The 19,635-nt window shown below is 71.9% G+C and carries 20 protein-coding genes; 8 read left to right on the top strand and 12 right to left on the bottom strand.

Annotated elements, in window-relative coordinates:
- The first annotated feature begins 56 nt into the window (after positions 1–56).
- Together ssuE and ACY34M_RS15855 are read left to right on the top strand one after the other, a co-directional pair.
- Entirely contained in the window at positions 57–614 is a 558-nt protein-coding gene (gene ssuE / locus ACY34M_RS15860; protein ID WP_462717134.1) for an NADPH-dependent FMN reductase, read from the top strand.
- A 177-nt stretch (positions 615–791) separates the two neighbouring features.
- Positions 792–1,607: an SAM-dependent methyltransferase gene (locus ACY34M_RS15855; RefSeq protein ID WP_462717135.1), complete on the top strand. Its 816-nt coding sequence runs from the start codon at positions 792–794 to the stop codon at positions 1,605–1,607.
- Positions 1,608–1,638: 31 nt separating this feature from the next.
- On the opposite strand, the gene ACY34M_RS15850 is transcribed toward ACY34M_RS15855, so the two are convergent.
- The 3 genes from ACY34M_RS15850 to ACY34M_RS15840 are packed head-to-tail and all read right to left on the bottom strand — an operon-like array spanning position 1,639 to position 3,375.
- Positions 1,639–2,469, bottom strand: coding sequence for a class I SAM-dependent methyltransferase (locus ACY34M_RS15850; RefSeq protein ID WP_462717136.1), 831 nt, complete (start codon positions 2,467–2,469; stop codon positions 1,639–1,641).
- 46 nt (positions 2,470–2,515) lie between these two features.
- Positions 2,516–2,842, bottom strand: coding sequence for a transcriptional regulator (locus ACY34M_RS15845; RefSeq protein ID WP_462717137.1), 327 nt, complete (start codon positions 2,840–2,842; stop codon positions 2,516–2,518).
- Complete coding sequence (locus tag ACY34M_RS15840; RefSeq protein ID WP_462717138.1) at positions 2,839–3,375, bottom strand: hypothetical protein; 537 nt, start codon at positions 3,373–3,375, stop codon at positions 2,839–2,841. Before ACY34M_RS15840 ends, ACY34M_RS15845 begins: the two co-directional genes overlap by 4 nt.
- Positions 3,376–3,505: 130 nt before the next feature.
- Between ACY34M_RS15840 and ACY34M_RS15835 the strand changes: the two genes are divergently transcribed.
- From ACY34M_RS15835 to ACY34M_RS15820, 4 genes are all read left to right on the top strand, one after another.
- The gene (locus tag ACY34M_RS15835; RefSeq protein ID WP_462717139.1) at positions 3,506–4,183 is read left to right on the top strand and encodes a GOLPH3/VPS74 family protein; all 678 of its coding nucleotides are present in this window, start codon (positions 3,506–3,508) and stop codon (positions 4,181–4,183) included.
- 76 nt (positions 4,184–4,259) lie between these two features.
- Positions 4,260–4,832 carry a helix-turn-helix domain-containing protein gene (locus tag ACY34M_RS15830; RefSeq protein WP_462717140.1) on the top strand — a complete coding sequence of 191 codons (573 nt, stop codon included), beginning with the start codon at positions 4,260–4,262 and terminating at the stop codon, positions 4,830–4,832.
- A 29-nt stretch (positions 4,833–4,861) separates the two neighbouring features.
- Positions 4,862–6,301, top strand: a complete 1,440-nt coding sequence (locus ACY34M_RS15825) for an NAD(P)/FAD-dependent oxidoreductase (protein ID WP_462717141.1) — start codon at positions 4,862–4,864, stop codon at positions 6,299–6,301.
- Positions 6,298–7,797, top strand: coding sequence for a peptide MFS transporter (locus ACY34M_RS15820; RefSeq protein WP_462717142.1), 1,500 nt, complete (start codon positions 6,298–6,300; stop codon positions 7,795–7,797). The genes ACY34M_RS15825 and ACY34M_RS15820 overlap by 4 nt, the downstream gene beginning before the upstream one ends.
- Before the next feature lie 9 nt (positions 7,798–7,806).
- Here the strand turns inward: ACY34M_RS15820 and ACY34M_RS15815 are convergent, their stop codons facing one another.
- The 4 genes from ACY34M_RS15815 to ACY34M_RS15800 all read right to left on the bottom strand — a co-directional run bounded on the left by ACY34M_RS15815 (position 7,807) and on the right by ACY34M_RS15800 (position 11,492).
- On the bottom strand, positions 7,807–8,547 hold the full coding sequence (locus ACY34M_RS15815; protein ID WP_462717143.1) for a sulfite exporter TauE/SafE family protein: 741 nt from the start codon (positions 8,545–8,547) through the stop codon (positions 7,807–7,809).
- Positions 8,544–8,903, bottom strand: coding sequence for a rhodanese-like domain-containing protein (locus ACY34M_RS15810; protein ID WP_462717144.1), 360 nt, complete (start codon positions 8,901–8,903; stop codon positions 8,544–8,546). Before ACY34M_RS15810 ends, ACY34M_RS15815 begins: the two co-directional genes overlap by 4 nt.
- Positions 8,904–8,930: 27 nt before the next feature.
- Complete coding sequence (locus tag ACY34M_RS15805) at positions 8,931–10,289, bottom strand: MBL fold metallo-hydrolase (RefSeq protein WP_462717145.1); 1,359 nt, start codon at positions 10,287–10,289, stop codon at positions 8,931–8,933.
- Positions 10,290–10,508: 219 nt separating this feature from the next.
- Positions 10,509–11,492, bottom strand: coding sequence for a 2-hydroxyacid dehydrogenase (locus ACY34M_RS15800; protein WP_462717146.1), 984 nt, complete (start codon positions 11,490–11,492; stop codon positions 10,509–10,511).
- A gap of 168 nt (positions 11,493–11,660) precedes the next feature.
- On the opposite strand from ACY34M_RS15800, the gene ACY34M_RS15795 reads away from it, so the two are divergent.
- Both ACY34M_RS15795 and ACY34M_RS15790 read left to right on the top strand, forming a co-directional pair.
- The gene (locus ACY34M_RS15795; RefSeq protein ID WP_462717147.1) at positions 11,661–12,977 is read left to right on the top strand and encodes an MFS transporter; all 1,317 of its coding nucleotides are present in this window, start codon (positions 11,661–11,663) and stop codon (positions 12,975–12,977) included.
- Positions 12,978–13,020: 43 nt separating this feature from the next.
- Positions 13,021–13,773, top strand: coding sequence for an IclR family transcriptional regulator (locus ACY34M_RS15790; protein WP_462717148.1), 753 nt, complete (start codon positions 13,021–13,023; stop codon positions 13,771–13,773).
- Positions 13,774–13,797: 24 nt separating this feature from the next.
- Here the strand turns inward: ACY34M_RS15790 and ACY34M_RS15785 are convergent, their stop codons facing one another.
- From ACY34M_RS15785 to ACY34M_RS15765, 5 genes are read right to left on the bottom strand one after another with little or no spacing between them, the layout of a single operon-like run.
- On the bottom strand, positions 13,798–14,478 hold the full coding sequence (locus ACY34M_RS15785; RefSeq protein ID WP_462717149.1) for an SRPBCC family protein: 681 nt from the start codon (positions 14,476–14,478) through the stop codon (positions 13,798–13,800).
- Entirely contained in the window at positions 14,469–15,008 is a 540-nt protein-coding gene (locus tag ACY34M_RS15780) for a (2Fe-2S)-binding protein (protein WP_462717150.1), read from the bottom strand. The genes ACY34M_RS15785 and ACY34M_RS15780 overlap by 10 nt, the downstream gene beginning before the upstream one ends.
- Positions 15,005–17,368, bottom strand: coding sequence for a xanthine dehydrogenase family protein molybdopterin-binding subunit (locus ACY34M_RS15775; RefSeq protein ID WP_462717151.1), 2,364 nt, complete (start codon positions 17,366–17,368; stop codon positions 15,005–15,007). The genes ACY34M_RS15780 and ACY34M_RS15775 overlap by 4 nt, the downstream gene beginning before the upstream one ends.
- A complete protein-coding gene (locus tag ACY34M_RS15770) occupies positions 17,365–18,213 on the bottom strand; it encodes an FAD binding domain-containing protein (RefSeq protein ID WP_462717152.1) in 849 nt (282 codons plus the stop codon). The genes ACY34M_RS15775 and ACY34M_RS15770 overlap by 4 nt, the downstream gene beginning before the upstream one ends.
- The gene (locus ACY34M_RS15765) at positions 18,176–19,615 is read right to left on the bottom strand and encodes an MFS transporter (protein WP_462717153.1); all 1,440 of its coding nucleotides are present in this window, start codon (positions 19,613–19,615) and stop codon (positions 18,176–18,178) included. Before ACY34M_RS15765 ends, ACY34M_RS15770 begins: the two co-directional genes overlap by 38 nt.
- Positions 19,616–19,635: the final 20 nt, after the last annotated feature.

The following is a 19,635-nucleotide window of genomic DNA, read 5'->3' as shown; positions in this document are numbered from 1 at the left end:
GCACGGCGCAGCGACACCGCCCGCACTGATCCCCACCTCTGACGAAAGGTCCCACCATGGCCACCATCCTTTCCGTGTCCGGCAGCCCCTCCGCCACGTCCCGTACCGCGCGGCTCCTGGAACATCTCGACGACCGGCTGCGCGGCCAGGGGCACGAGGTGACCTCGCTCCAGGTGCGCACCCTGCCGGCCGACGCGCTGCTGGGGGCGCAGTTCGGGCACCCGGCGATCGTCGAGGCCGTCGCCCGGTTCGAGCGGGCGGACGGCGTCGTCATCGGCACACCCGTCTACAAGGCCGCCTACTCGGGCCTGTTGAAGTCGCTCCTCGATCTGCTGCCGCAGTTCGCGCTGGCAGGAAAGACCGTCCTGCCGCTGGCGACGGGCGGCACCACGGCCCACGTCCTGGCCCTCGACTACGCCCTGCGCCCCGTCCTGAACTCGATGGGGCCCCACCACATCCTGCCGGGGTGGTTCACGCTCGACAAGGACGTCACGGTCGGCGAGGACGGCGAACTGGTCGTCGCGAAGCCGTCCGCAGAGGCGCTCGCGGAGGTCACGGACCGGTTCTCCGCGGCGCTGGGTGGGCGGACGGTGGCGCTGGCCCAGGCGGGGTGACCCGCACCGCCCCTGTGTCGGTGGCGGTCGTGGACCGCCACCGAGGGCAGGTGCGGTGGCGGACAACTGCATGTCGTCGCAGCGGAGTTGTGGTGCCCCGTGTTCGTCGTCCTCGTGGGCGACGAATTAGGGTGTGGGCCCTGGGCCGGTTCGAACACATGCTGGGAGACGCATCTCGTGACAGACAACGCGCAGCCGGAGAATCTGCGTACCCGTATCGACACCAGCAGGCCGCACACCGCCCGCATCTGGAACTACTGGCTGGGTGGCAAGGACTGCTACCCCGTCGACGAGGCCGCGGGCGAGCAGATCCGCAAGCTGCACCCGGGCATCGCCGACTACGCCCGCGCGGACCGCGCCTTCCTGGGACGGGCCGTGCAGTACCTGACCAAGGACGTGGGGATCCGCCAGTTCCTCGACGTCGGCACCGGGCTGCCCACGGTCGACAACACCCACGAGGTCGCCCAGCGCATCGCCCCGGAGACCCGGGTCGTCTACGTGGACAACGACCCGATCGTCCTGCGCCACGCCCAGGCACTGCTGACCAGCACGCCGGAAGGCCGCACGGACTACCTCGACGCCGACCTGCGCGATGTCGACCACATCCTCGAACAGGCCGCCAAGACCCTCGACCTCACCCAGCCGGTGGGGCTGATGCTCCTCGGCGTGATCATTTTCGTCGGCGACGACGAGGACCCGTACGGCTTCGTGCGGCGCCTCCTCGACGGGCTGCCCGCGGGAAGCCACCTCGTGCTGTCGCACACCATCACCAGCCCGGCCATGCCCGACGTGGACGAGGCAGTGGCGTTCTGGAACGAGAACGGCACCCCCAAGCTGCATCAGCGCACGCCGGAGCGGATCGCCCAGTTCTTCGACGGCCTTGAGCTGCTGGAGCCGGGTGTCGTCTCCTGCTCGCGCTGGCGTCCCAAGACGAGCGACCCCGAGGAGCTCGCGGAGGTCGCGATGTTCGGCGGGGTCGGGCGGAAGGCCTAGCGTCGGCGTGCGCTGAACTGGTGGCGTGACTTCAGGCGGTCGTGGCACGCACGAGGTGGCCGGATCCCAGGGAGTCCGTGACGGTCCTGCCCAGGTAGCGGCCCAGGACCTCCGCGGCGGAATGGTCCTCGACCTCGGAGAAGCCGGTCCCGCCCAGTTCGCCCCGCAGCTCGTCCGCCGTGAACGACGACAGCCACGGTTCACCGGCGGCCGCGACGCGCTTGGCCCGTTCGTCCAGGGACGCGGCCGACGCGCCGGCCGCCGGGTGCAGGTAGTCCATCACCAGGACCGGGCGGCCGCCCTGCTCGGCCACGAAGCGCCAGGTGGCGGTCAGGGAGGGCGGCGTCAGGTACATCGCGACGCCGAGCATCAGGAACGCCGTGTCGCACTCCCGGTCGAAGTCCACTCCCGCGAGCCCCTCGGCGAGCGTGGTGGACTCGAAGTCGACGGGGACGAACGCCAGCGTGTCCGGCACCGCGATCCCGGCCTCGGCCAGCCGGTACCGCTTCCAGCGCTGCGTGTCCGGGTGGTCGACCTCGAAGAAGCACACGTCGGGGTGCGTGTTGCGCAGGGCCGATGTGTCGAGCCCCGCCCCGAGAACCACCACCTGCCGACACCCCGAGGCAACCGCGTCGGCCACCGTGTCATCGGCGAAACGGCTGCGCGCGGCGATCCACAACCGCCGCCGACGCACCAGCCCCTCGTCGAGCCCCCGGTCGAACTCGCCCTCGCTCAGCGCCTCTTCGCCCACGATGCGCACGGCGAACGCGTCGGTGAACACCCGCGGCTCGTCGGCGAGCTGGTGCTGCGCCCTGGCCCGTGCGACGGCCGTCGCGGTCCTGCTCGGCTTCCCGGTCTCCATGTCGGTCACCCTAGCCGCGCCACGACAGGCCCAGACGGGCCGGGCGCTATGTGCCGCGCAATGCCTCCACGGCCGCGGAACCGGCGCCCTGGACGATGGCCCGGAGCGCCGCGACGTGCCCCTCGAAAGCGGTACGACCACGGTCCGTCAGTCGCACGCGGGTGCGGCGGCCCCGGCCCCCGCCCTCCTTGCGGAGCTCCAGGTAACCGGCCTCCTCCAGGGTGTGCAGCTGCTTGGAGAGCGCGGAGTCGCTGAGCGAGAGGCTGTCGCGGACGAAGGAGAACTCCGCCCATTCCGTGGCGGCAAGCAGCGAGACCACCGAAAGCCGGGTGGCGGGATGGATCAGCTCGTCGAAGCCTGCGGGAACGCTCATCGGCCCGCCTCCGTGTCCGCCGCTCCCGTGCCGACCGGCCCCGGGGCCGCCGTCCGTGCCTCGTGGCCCCGTGCCGACCGGGCGGCCCAGCGGCTCGTCGGACCCACGAACAGCACGTACACCGCCGCCGAGACCGTGGCCTGGATCAGGCTGCCGCTCAGCGGTTCCAGCGAATCGACCAGGTGGCCGGAGAGCAGGACCGTCCCGCCGGTCACCACCGCCGCCGCCAGGAAGGTGGCGAGCATCCACGGAGTGCACCGGGTGTGATGCAGGAGCACCCGGCTGCGGCGCTGATGGCGCACGACCAGCCCGCCCAGCAGTGCGACGTACACCGCCGTGACCAGGCCCACGCCCCACCCCGGCAGGTCCAGTCCCAGGCAGGCCAGGAACAGCCACATGAGCGCGGCCGTGGCCCACGGGCTGCCCGAGCCGGCCGCCGCGGACCGCTCCACCTCGTCGTAGACCCGCTCCTGCGGCACACGGATGCGCTGCAGATCTCTCCAGGCCTGTTCGGCGTCGACCGGCGTGCTCACGCGTCTCGCCCTCCCGTCCCCGCTTTACTTTCCCAGCAGGAAAGTTACGCTCGGCTTTCCTGGTAGGCAAGTCGAATTCGTGTCCATGCCGGTGCGGACGCCGGTGTCGGCGGAAACGGAAAGAGGGCTCATGAACAAGGACCTGCTCGTCGTCGAAGACCTCGTGCTGCTGATGTTCGACGACGACTCGGGGGCGATCGCGGGCGCCGGAACGCTCTACTACACGCTGGGCGGCGCCGTGCTGGTCGAGCTCGCCGAGGCGGGCCGCATCAGGGTCGACGAGCAGGGCAAGGGGCTGAACGGGCTGCGCGTGCACGCCGTCGCCGGTGAACCCCTGGCGGACCCCCTGCTCCGCGACGCCCACGCGAAGGTCGCCGAGCGGGTACGGGGTGTGCAGACGCTCCTCATCGAGATCGGCACCGGGCTGCGCGAGACCGTGCTCGACCGGCTCGTCCGGCGTGGAATGGTGCGGCAGGAGAAGAAGACGAGGCTCGGCGTCTTCCGGACGACGGCGCTGCGGGCGGCCGACACCCGGCACAAGAAGGCCGTCCTGGAGCAGGTGCGCGCAGTGCTGGTGGACGGCGCGGAACCCGATGCCCGTACGGCGGCGCTGATCGGCCTGCTCTCCGCGAGCGGCACCCTGCCGAGCCTGCACCGTGTCGTCCCCTGGTCCGGCACCGTCTACAAGCGGGCGAAGCAGCTGGAGCAGTCGAGTTGGGGCGCCGAAGCGGTGAACACGGCGGTACTGCGCACCCTCGCGGCGGTCTCCGCGGGAGCGGCCGGAGCGGCGGCCGCGGCCAGCAGCTGACATCCGTCGTGTAAAGAAAAATTTGATACGGGCACAGCCCATTGTTGTCCGGCCACAGGCTTGTTAGGTTCCGGCCATGGCGAACGATCACTCCGGCCGCCCGGCCGAGGTCGGCGCACGGCTGCGTCGCCGTCGGAAGGCCCTGCATCTCACCCTGAAGGAAGTGGCCGAGCGGACCGGACTCACGGAGGGGTACCTCTCACAGGTCGAGCGCGACCAGGCCAACGCGAGCGTGCGCACGCTGCAAAAGCTGTGCGAGGTACTGAAACTGACGGTGGGTGACCTCTTCGACCAGGCGGGCAGCGCGGCCGGGCCCGTGCTGCGATTCCGGGACACCCACGGGATGTCGTTCGGCGAGGGCGCCACGAAGATCAAGCTCACCCCCGGCTCCTTCGACCACCTCGAAGTCCTCCTCGGCCACTTCGCGTCAGGCGGCTCCACGGGCGTCGAGCCCTACACCCACGGCAGCTCCGAGGAGTTGCTGCTCGTCCTGACCGGCGAGGTGGACGTGTGGGTGCGCGGCCAGCACCACCGGCTGTCCGCGCTCGACTCGATCCACTACCGCAGCAGCGACCCCCACCGCGTGGCCGAGGCCACGGGCACGGACGAGGCCAGGGTCCTGTGGGCGATGGCACCCCCCACCTACTGAGCCCACGCACGCGCACGAAGGAGCCACCGATGCCCGCCCACCGCAACGGCCGGATATCCCACTGGATGCAGGACGCCAAGAATGCCAGGACCGCCGGTGTCCCGCCCGAACGCAGTACGGAACTACCCGACGAAACACAGGACTTCGTCATCGTCGGCGGCGGCCTCACCGGCCTGTGGACCGCCTACCACGCCGCCCTGCGACAGCCCACCGCGAAGATCACCGTCCTGGAGGCCGAGGAGGTCGGCCACGGCGCGTCGGGGCGCAACGGCGGCTGGCTCTCCCCGCTCATCCCCGGCAACCGGGCCGTCTACGCGAAGGCCGCGCACAGGCGGGGCCAGGACGGCGCCGCCGCCGTCGCCGCGTTCCAGCGCGCGATGGACGGCGCCGTCGACGACGTCCTGCGGATCCTCGACGACGAGGGGATCAAGGCGGACCAGTGGCGCGGCGGACACCTGCGCGTGGCCACCACCCCCGCGGCGATGAAGCGCCTCGAACGCACCCACGCCGCCGACCTCGGGAGCGGCTACCGCGCCGACGACCTCGAACTCCTCGACGCCGACGCCGTCAAGAAGCGCATCGCGATCGGCCCCGCGCTCGGCGGCCTGCACACCCGGACCACCGCACGCGTCGACCCGGCCAAACTCGTGCACGGCCTCGCCGACGTCGTGACCGCCAAGGGTGTACGCATCCTGGAGCACACCCGCGCCACCCGCATCGCACCCGGCGCCGTCACCACACCGCGCGGCACCGTGCGCGGCACGACGGTCCTGACGTGCCTCGAAGCGTATTCGGGACAGGTCGAGAGCGAGGTGCCCGCGCTCGGCGCCCGCGAGGTCATCCCGGTCAACTCCTCGATGATCGTGACCAATCGGCTGTCCGACGAGGTGTGGGAGCGGATCGGCTGGGCGGGCCGGGAGTGCCTGGGCGACGCCGCCCACACCTTCGTCTACGCCCAACGCACCGAGGACGGCCGCATCGCCATCGGCGGTCGCGGCACCCCTTACGCGTACAACTCCGGCACACCGGGGGAGGGCCGGGTGGACGCCCGCACGGTGCGCACACTGAGTGAGCGGCTCCAACTGTTCTTCCCCGACGTGCCGTTCACCGTCGAGCACGCATGGCGCGGTGCGATCGGTGTGACCCGCGACTGGTGCGCCGGAGTCACCTTCGACCCGGCGACGCGCATCGGCGTGGTCCGCGGCTTCGCCGGCCACGGCGTCACGGCCACCCAACTCGCCGCGCGCACCCTCCTGGACCGCGCCGAAGGACGGGACACCGACCTCGCGCGGCTGCCGTGGAACGACCACGACTCGGGCCGCTGGGAACCCGAACCGCTGCGCTGGATCGGCGTCCACGCGATGTACCGGCTGTTCGGCGTCGCCGACCGCTGGGAGGAGAAGCGGCACTCCCACAACACCTCGCTCATCGCCCGCGTCGGCTCCAGATTGGCAGGACTCAGCGAATGACCGGAACTCCGTCTCCGAACACGGCACTTCGCGACGACACCCGGCAGGCACCGGCCGACACGCGGTCCCTGCGGCGCGGCCTGTGGAGCATGGCCTTCACCGAGCTGTGGGAACGCTATTCGTTCTACGGGCTCCAGGGCATCCTCTCCTTCTACCTGCTGTACAAGGTGGCCGACGGCGGCCTCGCCCTCGACCCGGCGGTGGCGTCGGGCATCGTCGGCGCGTACGGCGGCGCCGTCTACCTCTCGCAGATCCTCGGATCCTGGCTGGGGGACCGGCTCGTCAGTCCGCGGAACATGGTGCTGTACGGCGCCGTGGTGATCACCGCGGGACATGTCGTGCTCGCCTTCGCACCCGGCCTCACGGGGCTCGCGGCCGGACTGGTGTGCATCGTGCTCGGCACCGGCGCGCTGAAGACGAACATCACCTCGATCGTGGGCTTCGTCCTGGACCAGCACCCCGATGAACGCTACCGCGACGCCGGATTCACGTACTTCTACATGGCCATCAACATCGGCGCGGTCGTCGGCCCCCTCACCACCGGCCTGGCCCAGAACGAGCTGGGATTCCACTACGGCTTCGGGCTCGCGGCCATCGGCATGGCGGGCGCCCTCGTCCAGTACACCGTCTCGATGAAGCACCTGCCCGAGCGGGCCCGCACCGTCAACAACCCGCTCCCGGCGGGCCGCCGCCCGCTGGCCGTCCTCGCGGCGGTCGGCTTCCTCGCGGTGGTGGGCGGCGCCGTCGGCGCCGGGCTGCTGCGGGCCGAGAACCTGTCCACGGTGGTGACCGTGACGGCGCTGGTCGCCGCGGCCGTCTACTTCCTGACGATGACGACGTCGAAGGCCGTCGACCGCGACGAACGGCGCCGCGTCCTCGGCTATCTGCCGCTGTTCCTCGCCTCCGGTGTCTACTTCGGATTCCTCTTCCAGAAGTTCACCGCGATCTCGATCCTGATCACCGAACGCATCGACCTGCACATCGGCGGCTGGACCTTCCCCGTCGCCTGGATCACGACCGTCAGCCCGCTCGCGGCGGTCCTCATCACACCGCTGATCGCCCGGCTGTGGACCCGCCTCGGCGAGCGCCAGCCCGGCCCGGTGACCAAGGTCGCCATCGGCCTCACCCAGATCGGCTGCGCCTATCTGTTCCTGCTGGTCCTGTCCGAGGCCACCGGGAACGCGGAGATCCCGCTGGTCCTGATCCTCGTCTTCATGGCGGCGGCCGGGTCGTCGGAGGTCTTCGTCGGACCCATCGGTCTTTCCCTGGCCACCCGGATCGGCCCGCGGACCTTCCGCTCCCAGATGGTCGGCCTCAATTTCCTGACGCTCGCCCTGGGGTCATCGCTCGCGGGCCTGCTCGGCCAGCTGTTCACCGCGATCGACAACGCCTCGTACTTCACCATCACGGCCGTGTGCGGCATCGGAATCGGTCTTGCGCTGATCGCCACCCGCAAGCCGCTGGGGCGGCTGCTGAACGCGGGTCTGGACGGCTGAGCGGCGCGGTCACACCACCGCGTCGACGAGCATGAACGCCGCCACCGCCAACAGGACGAAGGCGAAGACGCGTTGCAGTGTGTTCCCGGTGACGCGGGCGGCGAGGCGCTTGCCGTCCCAGGCACCGAGGACGGCCGCGCCCGCGAAGGGGGCGATGATCTCCCAGCGGAGATCGCCGCTGCCGGTGCGGGCCGCGAGCGCGGCGAGCGAGTTGACGACGATGACCAGCAGGCTGGTGCCGACCGCCTGCTTCATCTTCAGGCCGACCACACCGACCAGCGCGGGCACGGCCAGAAAGCCGCCGCCCACCCCGAGGAATCCGGTCACCGCACCGAGCCCGGCCCCGGCGCCCGCCGCCTTCACCGGTCGGACACTGCTCGCCGCACCCCCCGCCGCGGGCCGCAGCATGCGCAGCGCCGCCAGCGCCGCGATGACGGAGAAGGCGACGGTCAGCGCAGCCTCGGGGACCCGCGCAGAGACCAGGCCCGTCGCGTAGGCGGGCACGATCCCGGCCGCCGCGAACAGGGAGCCGGTGCGCCAGGCCACGTTCCCGTCGCGGGCGTGTGCGTACAGCGCGGTCGCGGAGGTCGCGGTGACGATGATCAGGCTCGCGGTGGTGGCCGCGGCCGGCGAGAAGTCGAGCAGGTAGAGCAGGGCGGGGACGGCGAGCACGCTGCCGCCGCCACCCAGCGCGCCCAGCGCGAGGCCGATGACGGCACCCGCGGCGAGCGCGAGGAGGAGCGCACTCACGCGATCGTGCCGCCGTTCCCGTGCGCGTCGACGACCGGGTGACCCGCGGCGGCCCACGCGCTCATGCCGCCCTTGACGTCCACGGCGTCCGCGCCGCGCCGGGCGAGCAGGGCCGCCGCCCGCTGGGAGCGGTGGCCGCTGCGACAGATCACCACCAGTGGCCGGTCCTGCGCGGCGGCGGGCACCGGGGCGCCCGCGGCCAGCGCGGTCAGCGGGGCGTGCACCGCGTCGGGCGCGTGCCCCGCCCGCCACTCGGCGTCCTCACGGACGTCGAGCAGCACGGCGTCGTGGCCGGTGGTGCGGGCGAGTGCCTCCTCGACGGACAGGCGGCGCCGGTCCTTGCGGGAGCGGAACATCGTACGAATCCTTCCTGTCGGGCCCGGTCAGGCGGTGACGACGGGCAGGCCCGCTGCCGCCGCCCCGTCGAATCCGTCGTCGACGGCCACGACGTCGCGGCCGTTTGCGTCGAGGAAGGACGCGGCGATGCCCGCGCGCATACCGCCCGCGCAGTGCACCCACACGGTGCCCTGGGGGATCTCCGCGATCCGGCGGTGCACCTCGTGGACGGGGATGTGCACGGAGCCGTCGATCCAGCCGCCCGCGCGCTCGCTGTCCCGGCGCACGTCCAGGACGACGACGTCGTCCCGGTCCCGTGCGGCGAGGTCCGCGAAGGTCGCGCGGGGGAAGGCGGCGGGGCGCTCGCCGTCGCGCAGCCAGCCGTCGACCTCGCCGGTGGCCGCGGCGGCGGGGCGGTCGATGCCGACCCGGACCAGCTCCCGCTGGGCGTCGGCCAGCTGCTCCGCCGACTCGGCGAGCAGGGTGACGGGCTTGCCCCACGGGATCATCCAGGCGAGGTACGTGGCGAGGCCGCCGTCGGCGGCGAAGTTGAGCGAGCCCGCCACGTGGCCCTCGGCGAAGGCGATGCGGTTGCGCAGGTCGACGACCCACTCACCGGCCGCGAGCCGCGAGGCGATCGCCTCCGGGTCGGCGACCTCGGGCGGGGTGAGGTCGACCGGGGCGGGGCCCGCGGCGTTCGCCGGGCTCATGTGCGCGTAGTAGGCGGGCACGTCGTCGAGGTCGGCCAGGAGGTGGGCGACGAAGGTGTCGACGTCGGTGGTGAGCGCCGCGTTGGCGGTCCGCTCGTGGCCGATCGTCGTGCTGTCGCCGTCCGCCTGCGCGGAGGAGCAGAAGCTGCCGAAGCCGTGGGTGGGCAGCACCGCCGTCGCGTCCGGCAGCGCGTCGGCGAGCCGTCGCGCCGAGGCGTGCTGGGCCCGCGCGAGCTCCTCGGTCAGCCGGGGGTCGACCAGGTCGGGCCGGCCGACGGTGCCGATCAGCAGCGAGCCGCCGGTGAAGGCGGCGACCGGGGTGCCGGACTCGCCGAGGACGTACGAGGTGTGGTGCGGGGTGTGGCCGGGGGTGGCGACGGCCGTCAGGGTCAGCCCGGTGTCGATGTCGAGCGTGTCGCCGTCCGCGACGGGCACCCGCTCGAAGGCGACACGCGCGTCCGCCGGGACGACATAGGCGGCGCCGGTCGTGCGCGCCAGCTCCAGACCGCCGGTCACGTAGTCGTTGTGCAGGTGTGTCTCGACCACGTGCGAGATGCGGACGCCGCGGCGTGCGGCCGCCGCGATGACCTGGTCGATGTCACGGGGCGGGTCGACCGCCACCGCGGTGGCCGCGCCGCCTGCCAGGTAGCTGCGGTTGCCGAGGCCCGGCAGCTCGATGGTGTCGATGAAGAACACGACGTACTGCTCCTTCCGTGCGAAAGCCCAGGCTGCTTACCCCCTGGGGTATGTATTCACCGTAACAGTTTTACCCCAGGGGGTATGTGTGGGGGCAGGGTGACGTACGTCCCTCACGGGGCACATACGCGTGACACCCATGGCGCTGGTGCCATGGGTGTCACGGGTGCAGGGCTTGCGGGCGACGAGGCGGATTCCGGTGCCGCCTCGTCCACGGGATCAGGTCTCCGTCGGCTCCACCGCGTTGATCAGCGGTTCGCCGTTCGCCCAGCGTCGTACCTGATCGGCGACCAGGCGCTCGGCCCGCGGCCGGAACGTCGCCGAGCCGCCGCCCACGTGCGGGGTGACGAGCACGCCCGGCAGCGCGCGCAGCGGGTGGTCCGCGGGCAGCGGCTCGGGGGAGGTGACGTCGAGGGCCGCGCGCAGCCGGCCCGTGCGGGTCTCGGCGAGCAGTGCCTCGGGGTCCAGGGTGCGGCCGCGGCCGATGTTGACGACGAGTGCGTCGTCGGGCAGCGCCGCCAGCTCGGCCGCCCCGAACAGGCCGACCGTGGACGGGTTCTCGGGCAGTACGAGCACCGCGATGTCCACCTGCGGCAGCAGGTGCGGCAGGTCCGTGACCGCGTGCACGTCGCTCTCGAACCGGGCCCGGCGGGCCACGCGCACGACGGTGGCCTCGCACGCGAGCAGCCGCCGCTCCAGCGCCTCGCCGATGGATCCGTAGCCCACGATCGCCACCCGCGAGTCCGCCAGCGAGCGCGTGAAGTGCGGCTCCCAGCGGCCCCCGTCCTGGTCGCGCACCCAGCGCGGCAGGTCGCGCTGTGCGGCGAGGGTCAGCGCGAGGGCGTGCTCGGCGGCGCTGGCGTCGTGCAGGCCCCGCCCGTTGTGCAGGGCCACCCCCTCGGGCAGCAGTGGCCGCAGCTTCTCCACGCCCGCGCTCAGCGACTGCACGGCCCGCAGCCCGGGGAGCTCGGGCAGCAGCTTCGTGGCCTCGGGGGTCGCGTACGGCATGACCCAGTAGCCGATCCGGGCGAGCTGCTCCGCGTCGAGGTCCATCGGCGCCACCCCGTCCCACACATGGACGCGCACGCCGTCCGGCCAGGGGCCGTGGGCACGGTCGAGGCCGGGCCAGGGCACCAGCACGTCCGGCGCCTCGGAACGGGGGCCGGTCTGGGCGGACATGGGGGCGGAGTCGTGGTGGGACATACATGCACCTTTCCGGGCGGCATCGGCCGAAGGGCGGTAAATCGCGGCTGCGTCACGCCTGTTGACCTGGCGACGCGTCGACCCTAACGTCTTTCCGTCTCGCAGAACACTTTCCGCCCCACGGAAAGATTCCTCGGAAAACCCTCACGGAAACAGGAGGTGCGACGGATGACAGCGACGTCGTCCCGCGCCGCACGCGGCAGTGGATTCTGGTCGTCCACGCGGACCAAGCACATGATCCCGATCGCGTTCGTCACGTACTCGCTGGCGTATCTCGACCGGTCGAACTACTCGATCGGCTCTGCCGGCGGCATGGCCGAGGACCTCAACATGTCCAGCGGCATGGACGCGCTGGTCGCCGCCTCCTTCTTCCTGGGCTACTTCTTCTTCCAGATCCCCGGCACCATCTACGCCGAGCGCCGCAGCGCCCGCCGCCTCGTCGCCTACTCGACCATCGCCTGGGGCATCCTCGCCGCCGTCCAGGGGCTCCTGCACAGCCCGACACTCCTCGTCGCCGTGCGCTTCCTGCTCGGCGTGGTCGAGGGCGCGGTCATGCCGTCCATGGTGATGCTGCTCGGCCGCTGGTTCACCCAGCGCGAGCGCGGACGCGCCAACACCTTCCTGATCCTCGGCAACCCGGTCACCGTGATGTGGCTCTCCGCCGTCTCAGGACTGCTCATCGAGGCCACCAGCTGGCGCGAGATGTTCATCATCGAAGGCGCCCCCGCGGTGCTGTGGGGCCTGCTCTGCCTCAAGATGATCAAGGATCACCCTTCGGAGGCCGCATGGCTGCCCAACGACGAACGGGCCGCGCTGGACGCGGAGCTGGCGAAGGAGCCCACCGTCGCGGTCGCCCGCACCGCCGAGTACCGCAAGGTGCTCTCCTCGCGCCCCGTGCTCATCCTGGCGGCCCAGTACTTCTGCTGGTCGATCGGCGTGTACGGGTTCGTCTTCTGGCTGCCCTCGATCATCAAGGAGGCGTCGGGGCAGGGCATCGGCGCCACCGGACTGCTCTCCGCCGTCCCGTACCTCTTCGCCTCGATCGCGATGCTCGTCAACTCCCAGCTCTCCGACCGCAGCGGCCGGCGCAACATCGCGATCTGGCCGTGGCTGGTGGTCGCCGCCGCCACGCTGTACGGCTCGTACCTCGCGCACGCCTCGTTCGCCATGTCCTTCGTGCTGCTCGTCGTCGCCGGACTGTGCCTGTACGCGCCCTACGGTCCGTACTTCGCGCTCGTCGCCGACCAGGCGCCCAAGAACGTGTCCGGTGCGGCCGTCGCGCTCGTCAACTCCTTCGGCGCGCTCGGCTCGTTCGTCGGCACGTACCTCGTCGGCTGGATCCGCGGCAGCTCCCTGGGCGACATGGGCGCCTTCGCCGTCATGGCGATCGGCACGCTGATCTCGGCGGCCCTGATGGCCCTCGTGCGACGCCCGGTCGCGCTCGACGCACCGGCTGCCAAGGTCGGCCGGGAACACGCCGCGTAAGCTCGGCGACGACAGCGAAGCACCAGGTGGGGAGGCGTGCACGGTGGGCGACGACATGTTGGGCCGCGGGCTCAGGCTGCTGACCACGCTCTCCCGGCACCCCGAGGGCCTCGGCGTCAGCGCCGCGGCCCGCGCCGCACAGCTCCCGGTGAGCAGCGCCCACCGGCTGCTCGCCCGACTGGCCGACGAGGGCTTCGTCGTCCACGACCCCACGGCACGGACCTACGCCCTGGGGCTGCGCGCCCTGGAACTGGCGCACGGCTTCCACCGGACACCGGCCGGGTTCAACCATCTCCTGCGCCCCATGCGGCAGTTGGCCGAGCGCACCGGCCTGGTCGCCATCGCGGGCATCCTCGACGGCGACCAGGTCCTCCTCGTCCGGTCCGTCCAGGGCAGCCAGCACCTGCAACTGCGCAGCGACGAGGGCACCCGCAACCCCTGGCACGCCACCTCGCTCGGGAAGGTGCTCGTCGCCGCCCGGCCCGAGGCGGAACAGGACCGCCTGCTGGCCGGCCCGCTGCCGCGCTCGACGCCGAACACCCTCACCGACCCGGCCGCGCTCCGCGCCGAACTGGCCCGTGTGCGGGAGCTCGGCTGGGCGGAGGCAGAGGAGGAGAACGAGCGCGGGGTCCGCTCCATCGCCGCCTGCGTCCCCGCCACCGACCCGGACGGCGGGCCGCCGCAGCTCGCCCTCTCGCTCGGCGCGACCGTGGTCCTCACGGGCCGCGACGAACTCCACGACATGGTGCCGCTGCTGCTGACCGCGGCGCGGGAGGCGGCGGCGTACGGCAGGTGACCGCACGGCGACCGCCCGCCCGAGTCACCCGTGTCGGCGCAGGTCCCGCAGCTGGGCCGACTGTGCGCGCAGCTTGCCGAGCAGCCAGCCCTGGAAGATGCCGACGGCGAAACCGGCGGCTGCCGGGCCGTACTTCGCGAGCAGCGGGCCCGCGACGAGGGACATACCGTCGAGCTCGGCGGACGCCTGTGTGCTCCCGGCCGCGGGGCGCGCCGCCACCGGAGCGGCAGCGGCCGACGTGGTGGCGGTCGGGGCGGCCTCCTGCTCCAGCAGCAGGTTCCCGAGGTTCTGTGCGAACTGCTGAAGGATCCGGTCGGACACCGTGGCGATCGCGCCCTTGCCGAACTGGGCCAGCTTGCCGCGGATCAGCAGATCGGTGGCGAGTTCGAGCCGTGCGCCCTCCGGGGCCTCGCCGATGTCCAGCACCACCTCGGCCTCGGCGTCGCCGTTGCCGTGGGTGTCGGCGCCGCTCGCGTGGACGCGCAGCCGGCGCTTCTCGGCGTCGACCTCCAGGAACCGCACCGTGCCCGCGTACGCGGCGCCGATCGGCCCCACCTTGACCTTGACGGAGCCCCGCCAGGCATCGCCGTCCCGGCCTTCGAGCGCCGCGCCCGGCATGCAGGACGCCACCTTCTCCACGTCGCTGACGAGCGCGAACACCGCGTCCGGAGCGGCGTTGACGACGACGGTGTTGCTCAGCTGCATGCTGTCTCCTCGGTCGCGGTACAGGTCTTGGCGCAGCCGGCGCGACGGGCCGTGGCGCAGGCGTCGATCGCCTCGACGATGGTCTGGTAGCCGGTGCACCGGCACAGGTTGGCGGCCACGACCTCGCGGATCTCCTCCTTGGTGGCCTCCGGCCGCTCCGCGAGGAACCCGTCCGCGAGCATCAGGAAGCCGGGCGTGCAGAAGCCGCACTGCAGTCCGTGATGCTCGGTGAACGAGCGCTGTAGATCGCCGAGTTCACCGGTCGCCGGGTCCCCGAGGGACTCGACGGTGCGTATCCGGGCCCCCTCGGCCTGCGCGGCGAACATCAGACACGCCCGCGCGGGCCGTTCGTCGACCAGGACCGTGCACGCGCCGCAGATGCCGTGCTCGCAGCCGACGTGGGTGCCGGTGAGCCGCAGGTCGTGGCGGAGCACGTCGACCAGGGTGCGACGCGGCTCGGTGATCACCTCGTGCTCCTCGCCGTTCACGTTCAGGGTGAGCAGCAGCAGGTTGTCGGGGGTGGTGGTCATGAGGTGGGCTCCAGGTTCAGGGCGCGGTGCACCGTCTCCGGGGTGATCGGCGTGTGGTCGAGTTCGGTGCCGGTGGGGCGCAGTGCGTCGTTGACGGCGTTGAGGACCGCGGCGGGCGCGCCGATGGTGCCGCCCTCGCCCGCACCCTTCGCACCGGTCTCGTTGAAGGTGCACGGTGTCTCGAGGTGGTGGATGAGCACGTCGGGGATCTCGTGCGCGGTGGGCACCTTGTAGTCCATGAAGCTGGTGGCCGACGGCTCGCCCTGCGCGTCGTACGTCACCTGCTCGAAGAGGGCGCCCGCGATGCCCTGGGCGATGCCGCCCCGGCACTGCCCCTCCACTACCTGCGGGTTGATGGCGACACCGCAGTCCTCGACGCACACGTACCGCAGGATCTCCACCTGCCCGGTGCCCCGGTGGAGTTCGACGACGACGGCGTGGGTGGCGTTGGAGAAGGTGCCGTCGTTGAACACGTCGAAGGTGGCGGTGGCGCTCAGCCCCGGCTCGATGTCGCGGGGGAGCAGGTGGGCGCGCAGGTACGCGATGTCGGCCAGTTCCTCGTACGTGAGGACGCTGCCGTCCGCGCGCCGCACACCGCCGCGCGTCACCTCCGCCTCGCCCGGGTCGCACTCCCAGAGCGCCGCCGCGATCCGGCACAGCTTCTCGCCGAGCTTGGCCGCGGCGAGGCGGACCGCGCTGCCGCCGATGGTGACGGAGCGGCTGGCGAAGGTGCCGTAGCCGTAGGTGATCCGGTCGGTGTCGCCCTGGTGCAGCTTCACCTTCTTGATGTCCAGGCCGAGCTCGTCCGCGGCGATCTGGGCGAGCGTCGTCTCGTGGCTCTGGCCGTGGCTCATCGTGCCGCTGGTGACGGTGACCGCGCCGCTCGTGTCCATCCGCACCTCGGAGATGTCGAAGCCGGGGACCACCTGCATCTTGCGCTGGGCGAAGGCCGTGGACCCGTACCCGGTGCGCTCGCTGAAGCAGGAGTAGCCGATGCCGAGGTACCGGCCCTCGGCGGCCGCCGCGTCCCGCTTCTCGTACCAGCCCTCGTCCTTGACGAGGCGCTCGCACAGGTCCAGGGACTCCAGGTAGGAACCGGGGTCGTACGTGATGTTGTTGACGCCCGTGTACGGGAACTCCGTGATGACATTGCGGCGGCGGATCTCGACCGCGTCCAGGCCCAGTTCGCGGGCGGCCCGCTCGAAGAGGCGCTCCATCACCATCACGTACTGCGGACGGCTGACCCCGCGGTACGGGGCGGTGGGCGCCTTGTTGGTGGTGACCGCCCGGCCGCGCACCCGGTAGGCCGGCACCTTGTAGACACCGGGCATCTCCGCCGACGCCATCAACGGCTCGATGCCGGCGGTGAACGGGTAGCAGGAGTACGCGCCCATGTCGCACACCACGTCCGCGTCGAGCCCGAGGATGTGTCCCTCCGCGTCGAAGGCGGCCCGCACATCGTAGTGCTGCTCGCGGGCGAGGAACGACGCGGACAGCGCGTCCTTGCGGTCCTCGATCCACTTCACCGGCCGGCGCAGGCGCAGCGCGGCGGCCGCCGCGGCGATCTCCTCGCGGCCCACGACACACTTCTGGCCGAAGCCGCCGCCCATGTCCGGCACCACGACCCGTACCGCCCGCTCGTCCAGGCGCAGACAGCGGGAGGCCACCGTCCGTACCTGGTGCGGGACCTGGGTGCAGGTGTTGAGGACGAGCTGTTCCTCGCGGTCGTCCCAGTGGGCGACGGCGCCGCGCGTCTCCAGCGGCAGCGCGTTCTGCCGTCCGGTCCGCGCGTCGACGTGGACGACGCAGTCGGCGGTGTCGAAGACCGTGTCGATGCCGTCCGTGGCGAACAGCGAGACGTCCACCAGCGTGTTCCGTGCGGCCTCCTCGTGGACGAGCGGGGCGCCCGGCGCCAGGGCCTCGTGCTCGGAGGTCACCGGTGGCAGCGTCGTATAGCGCACCTTGGCGGCCTCAAGGCCGTCCTCGGCGGCGTACGCGTCGCGTGCCACCACGATCGCGACGGGCTCGCCGACGTAGCGCACCAGGTCGCGGGCGAGGACGGGCATGGCGGTGGGCACGAACTCCTCACGCGGGCGGCCCAGTTCCGCGGTGATGTCCGTCAGGTCCAGGTCCTCCGCGGTGAACGCGGCGACCACGCCCGGCACCTCGCGTACGGCCGTCAGATCGACCGAGGCGATGTCACCGTGCGCGACGGTGCTGCGCACGAACTGGGCGTGCAGCATGCCCGGCAGCGCGATGTCGTCGACGAACCGGCCGCGCCCTGACAGTAGCCGCGGGTCCTCCCGGCGCGCCACGGAGCGTCCTTTCAACTGCCCCTTGCTTTCTGCCGGTTCGGTCATCGGCTCATCGCCTCCTCACAGGCCCGCAGGACCAGCGTGCGGACCAGCTGTTTGCGGTAGTGCGTGCTGCCCGATGCGTCCGCCGGCGGATCGACGGCCTTGGCCGCGGCTCCCGCGCAGTCGGTGAAGGAACCGCCGTCCGCGAGCACCGCCTCGGCGTCCGGCACCCGGACGACCGAGGCCGCCACGCCGCCCAGCGCCACCCGGCCGCCGCGCACCGAACCTTCCGCCACATCGAGGTCCACGGCGGCCGACGCGAGCGCGAAGTCGCCCTGCCGTTCGGCGAACTCGGTGAGCGCGGCGTGCGGCGCCGGGCGCGGGAAGACGACCTCCACCAGCAGCTCGTCGGGTTCGAGCACGCTCGTGTAGTAGCCGAGGAAGAAGTCCCCGGCCGCGATGCGGCGCTCGCCGCGCGGCCCGCGCGCCACGAACTCCGCCCGCAGCGCGAGCGCCAGCAGACACCACTCGGCGGTGGCGTCCGCGTGCGCGATGCTGCCGCCGACGGTGCCGCGCGTGCGGATGGGCAGATGCCCGATCCACCGCATGGTGTCGCGCAGCACCGCGAACTCCCGCCCGAGCACACCCTCGGGGTCCGTCTCCACCGTGTGATGGGTGGTGAGAGCCCCGATGTGCAGCGCGCCCGCCGAGTCACGCTGCATCCGGTCGAGTTCCCGCAGGCCCGCGATGTCGACCAGGTGACCGGGCCGGGCGAGCCGGAAGTTCATCATGGCGACCAGGCTCTGGCCGCCGGCGATGACCTTCGCGTCGTCGCCGAGCTCGGCGAGGAGCCGGGTGGCGCCGTCGACGTCACGAGCCCTGTGGTAGCCGAAGGGGGCTGGTTTCATGGTTCTCCTGGTTGTCCTGGTTCTCCTGCTGCGGGGAAAGCGGCGTGCCGCCGTCGTGCTCCGGGTCGTCCAGCTCCCGGCCCTTCGTCTCCGGGGCCGCCACGGCCATCCAGCCGACGGCGAGGAGCACGGCCGCGCCGAGCACCGCGAACGTCAGCGGGAGACCCAGCAGCGGCCACATCACGGACCCGAAGAGCATCGGGGCGAAACCGGTGAGCGCCCGGCTGACGGAAGAGGCCCAGCCGAAACCGCTGGCCCGCAGCTCGGTGGGGTAGAGCTCGGAGACGTACGCGTACAGGGCGGGGATGGCGAGTTGGGCGAGGAAGCCGAACACGGCGATGGTGACGACGGCGCCCGTCGGCATGTCCCGCAGCATCGCGAACACCACGAGGGCGGCCGAGGCGATGGGGGCCGAGACACCGATCAGCCACTTGCGGCCGACCAGGTCGACCAGTGCGGTCGAGGCGAGGACACCGACGATGCCGACACCGCTCATCAGTGTCGTGCTCATGAAGGCGGCCGTGTCACCCTGCCCCTCCTCCTTGAGGATCGACGGCATCCAGCTCAGCGCCGCGTAGTACACGAGCATGATCGTGGCGAACAGCAGCCAGGAGGCGGAGGTGATCCGCGGGCTGAACGACCAGATCAGGCGCAGCTGCCGGGTCGCCGCCGCCACTCCGCGCGGGCCCTCGTCGGGGACCGGCTCGGGGATGACGTACGGCTCGACCGGCGCGCCCGTGCGGGCCACCAGGTCGTCGATGACGGCGCGTGCCTCGGCCTCGCGGCCCTTCTTCGTCAGGTAGATGGGTGACTCGGGGATGCCGCGGCGCGCCCAGAAGAGCAGCAGCGCGGGCAGCACCATCGTGGCGAGCATCCACCGCCAGTTGCCGTCGAGGGTCAGCATGCCCGTGCAGACGAGGCCGCACAGCGTCACCCCCACCGGCCACCAGGCGTCGAGCGCGGTGAGGACCCGGCCCCGGTACTTGCGTGGCGAGAACTCGCCCACCAGCGCGTAGTCGACGGGGATGCAACCGCCGAGCCCGACCCCCGCGAGGAAGCGCAGCAGCAGGAAGACCGGGTACGTGGGGGAGAGCGCGCCCAGGACCGAGAAGAGGGCGAAGATCAGCAGGGTGACGCTGAAGGCCTTCTTGCGGCCGATCCGGTCCGCGACCGCGCCCCAGGCGATGGCGCCGACCGCCATGCCCACCAGGTTGGCGGTGGCGACGAGCCCTCGTGCGCCGAGGGAGAGGTCGAAATGCTGGCCCAGGAGCGGCATGAGGAAGCCGTTCAGGGCGATGTCGTACGCGTCGAAGAGGTAGCCGAGACCTCCGATGATGAAGATCTTGCCCTGGACGTGCCATCTCCAGGGGAGATCCTGAACGATCTGATCGCCTGTTCTCACGTGCGCTCCACAGGGTCGTG

Source organism: Streptomyces sp. EDA2-14 (assembly GCF_054963755.1).
Note: the sequence above shows the minus strand (reverse complement) of the source record. Positions and strands in the feature narration are given on the sequence as shown.

Excerpts from the sequence above, each read along its gene's own strand:
- ssuE (WP_462717134.1), top strand. The coding sequence starts at position 57 with ATGGCCACCATCCTTTCCGTGTCCGGCAGCCCCTCCGCCACGTCCCGT.
- ACY34M_RS15850 (WP_462717136.1), bottom strand. The coding sequence starts at position 2,469 with ATGGAGACCGGGAAGCCGAGCAGGACCGCGACGGCCGTCGCACGGGCC.
- ACY34M_RS15845 (WP_462717137.1), bottom strand. The coding sequence starts at position 2,842 with ATGAGCGTTCCCGCAGGCTTCGACGAGCTGATCCATCCCGCCACCCGG.
- ACY34M_RS15835 (WP_462717139.1), top strand. The coding sequence starts at position 3,506 with ATGAACAAGGACCTGCTCGTCGTCGAAGACCTCGTGCTGCTGATGTTC.
- ACY34M_RS15830 (WP_462717140.1), top strand. The coding sequence starts at position 4,260 with ATGGCGAACGATCACTCCGGCCGCCCGGCCGAGGTCGGCGCACGGCTG.
- ACY34M_RS15825 (WP_462717141.1), top strand. The coding sequence starts at position 4,862 with ATGCCCGCCCACCGCAACGGCCGGATATCCCACTGGATGCAGGACGCC.
- ACY34M_RS15820 (WP_462717142.1), top strand. The coding sequence starts at position 6,298 with ATGACCGGAACTCCGTCTCCGAACACGGCACTTCGCGACGACACCCGG.
- ACY34M_RS15810 (WP_462717144.1), bottom strand. The coding sequence starts at position 8,903 with ATGTTCCGCTCCCGCAAGGACCGGCGCCGCCTGTCCGTCGAGGAGGCA.
- ACY34M_RS15800 (WP_462717146.1), bottom strand. The coding sequence starts at position 11,492 with ATGTCCCACCACGACTCCGCCCCCATGTCCGCCCAGACCGGCCCCCGT.
- ACY34M_RS15795 (WP_462717147.1), top strand. The coding sequence starts at position 11,661 with ATGACAGCGACGTCGTCCCGCGCCGCACGCGGCAGTGGATTCTGGTCG.
- ACY34M_RS15785 (WP_462717149.1), bottom strand. The coding sequence starts at position 14,478 with ATGCAGCTGAGCAACACCGTCGTCGTCAACGCCGCTCCGGACGCGGTG.
- ACY34M_RS15780 (WP_462717150.1), bottom strand. The coding sequence starts at position 15,008 with ATGACCACCACCCCCGACAACCTGCTGCTGCTCACCCTGAACGTGAAC.
- ACY34M_RS15775 (WP_462717151.1), bottom strand. The coding sequence starts at position 17,368 with ATGACCGAACCGGCAGAAAGCAAGGGGCAGTTGAAAGGACGCTCCGTG.
- ACY34M_RS15770 (WP_462717152.1), bottom strand. The coding sequence starts at position 18,213 with ATGAAACCAGCCCCCTTCGGCTACCACAGGGCTCGTGACGTCGACGGC.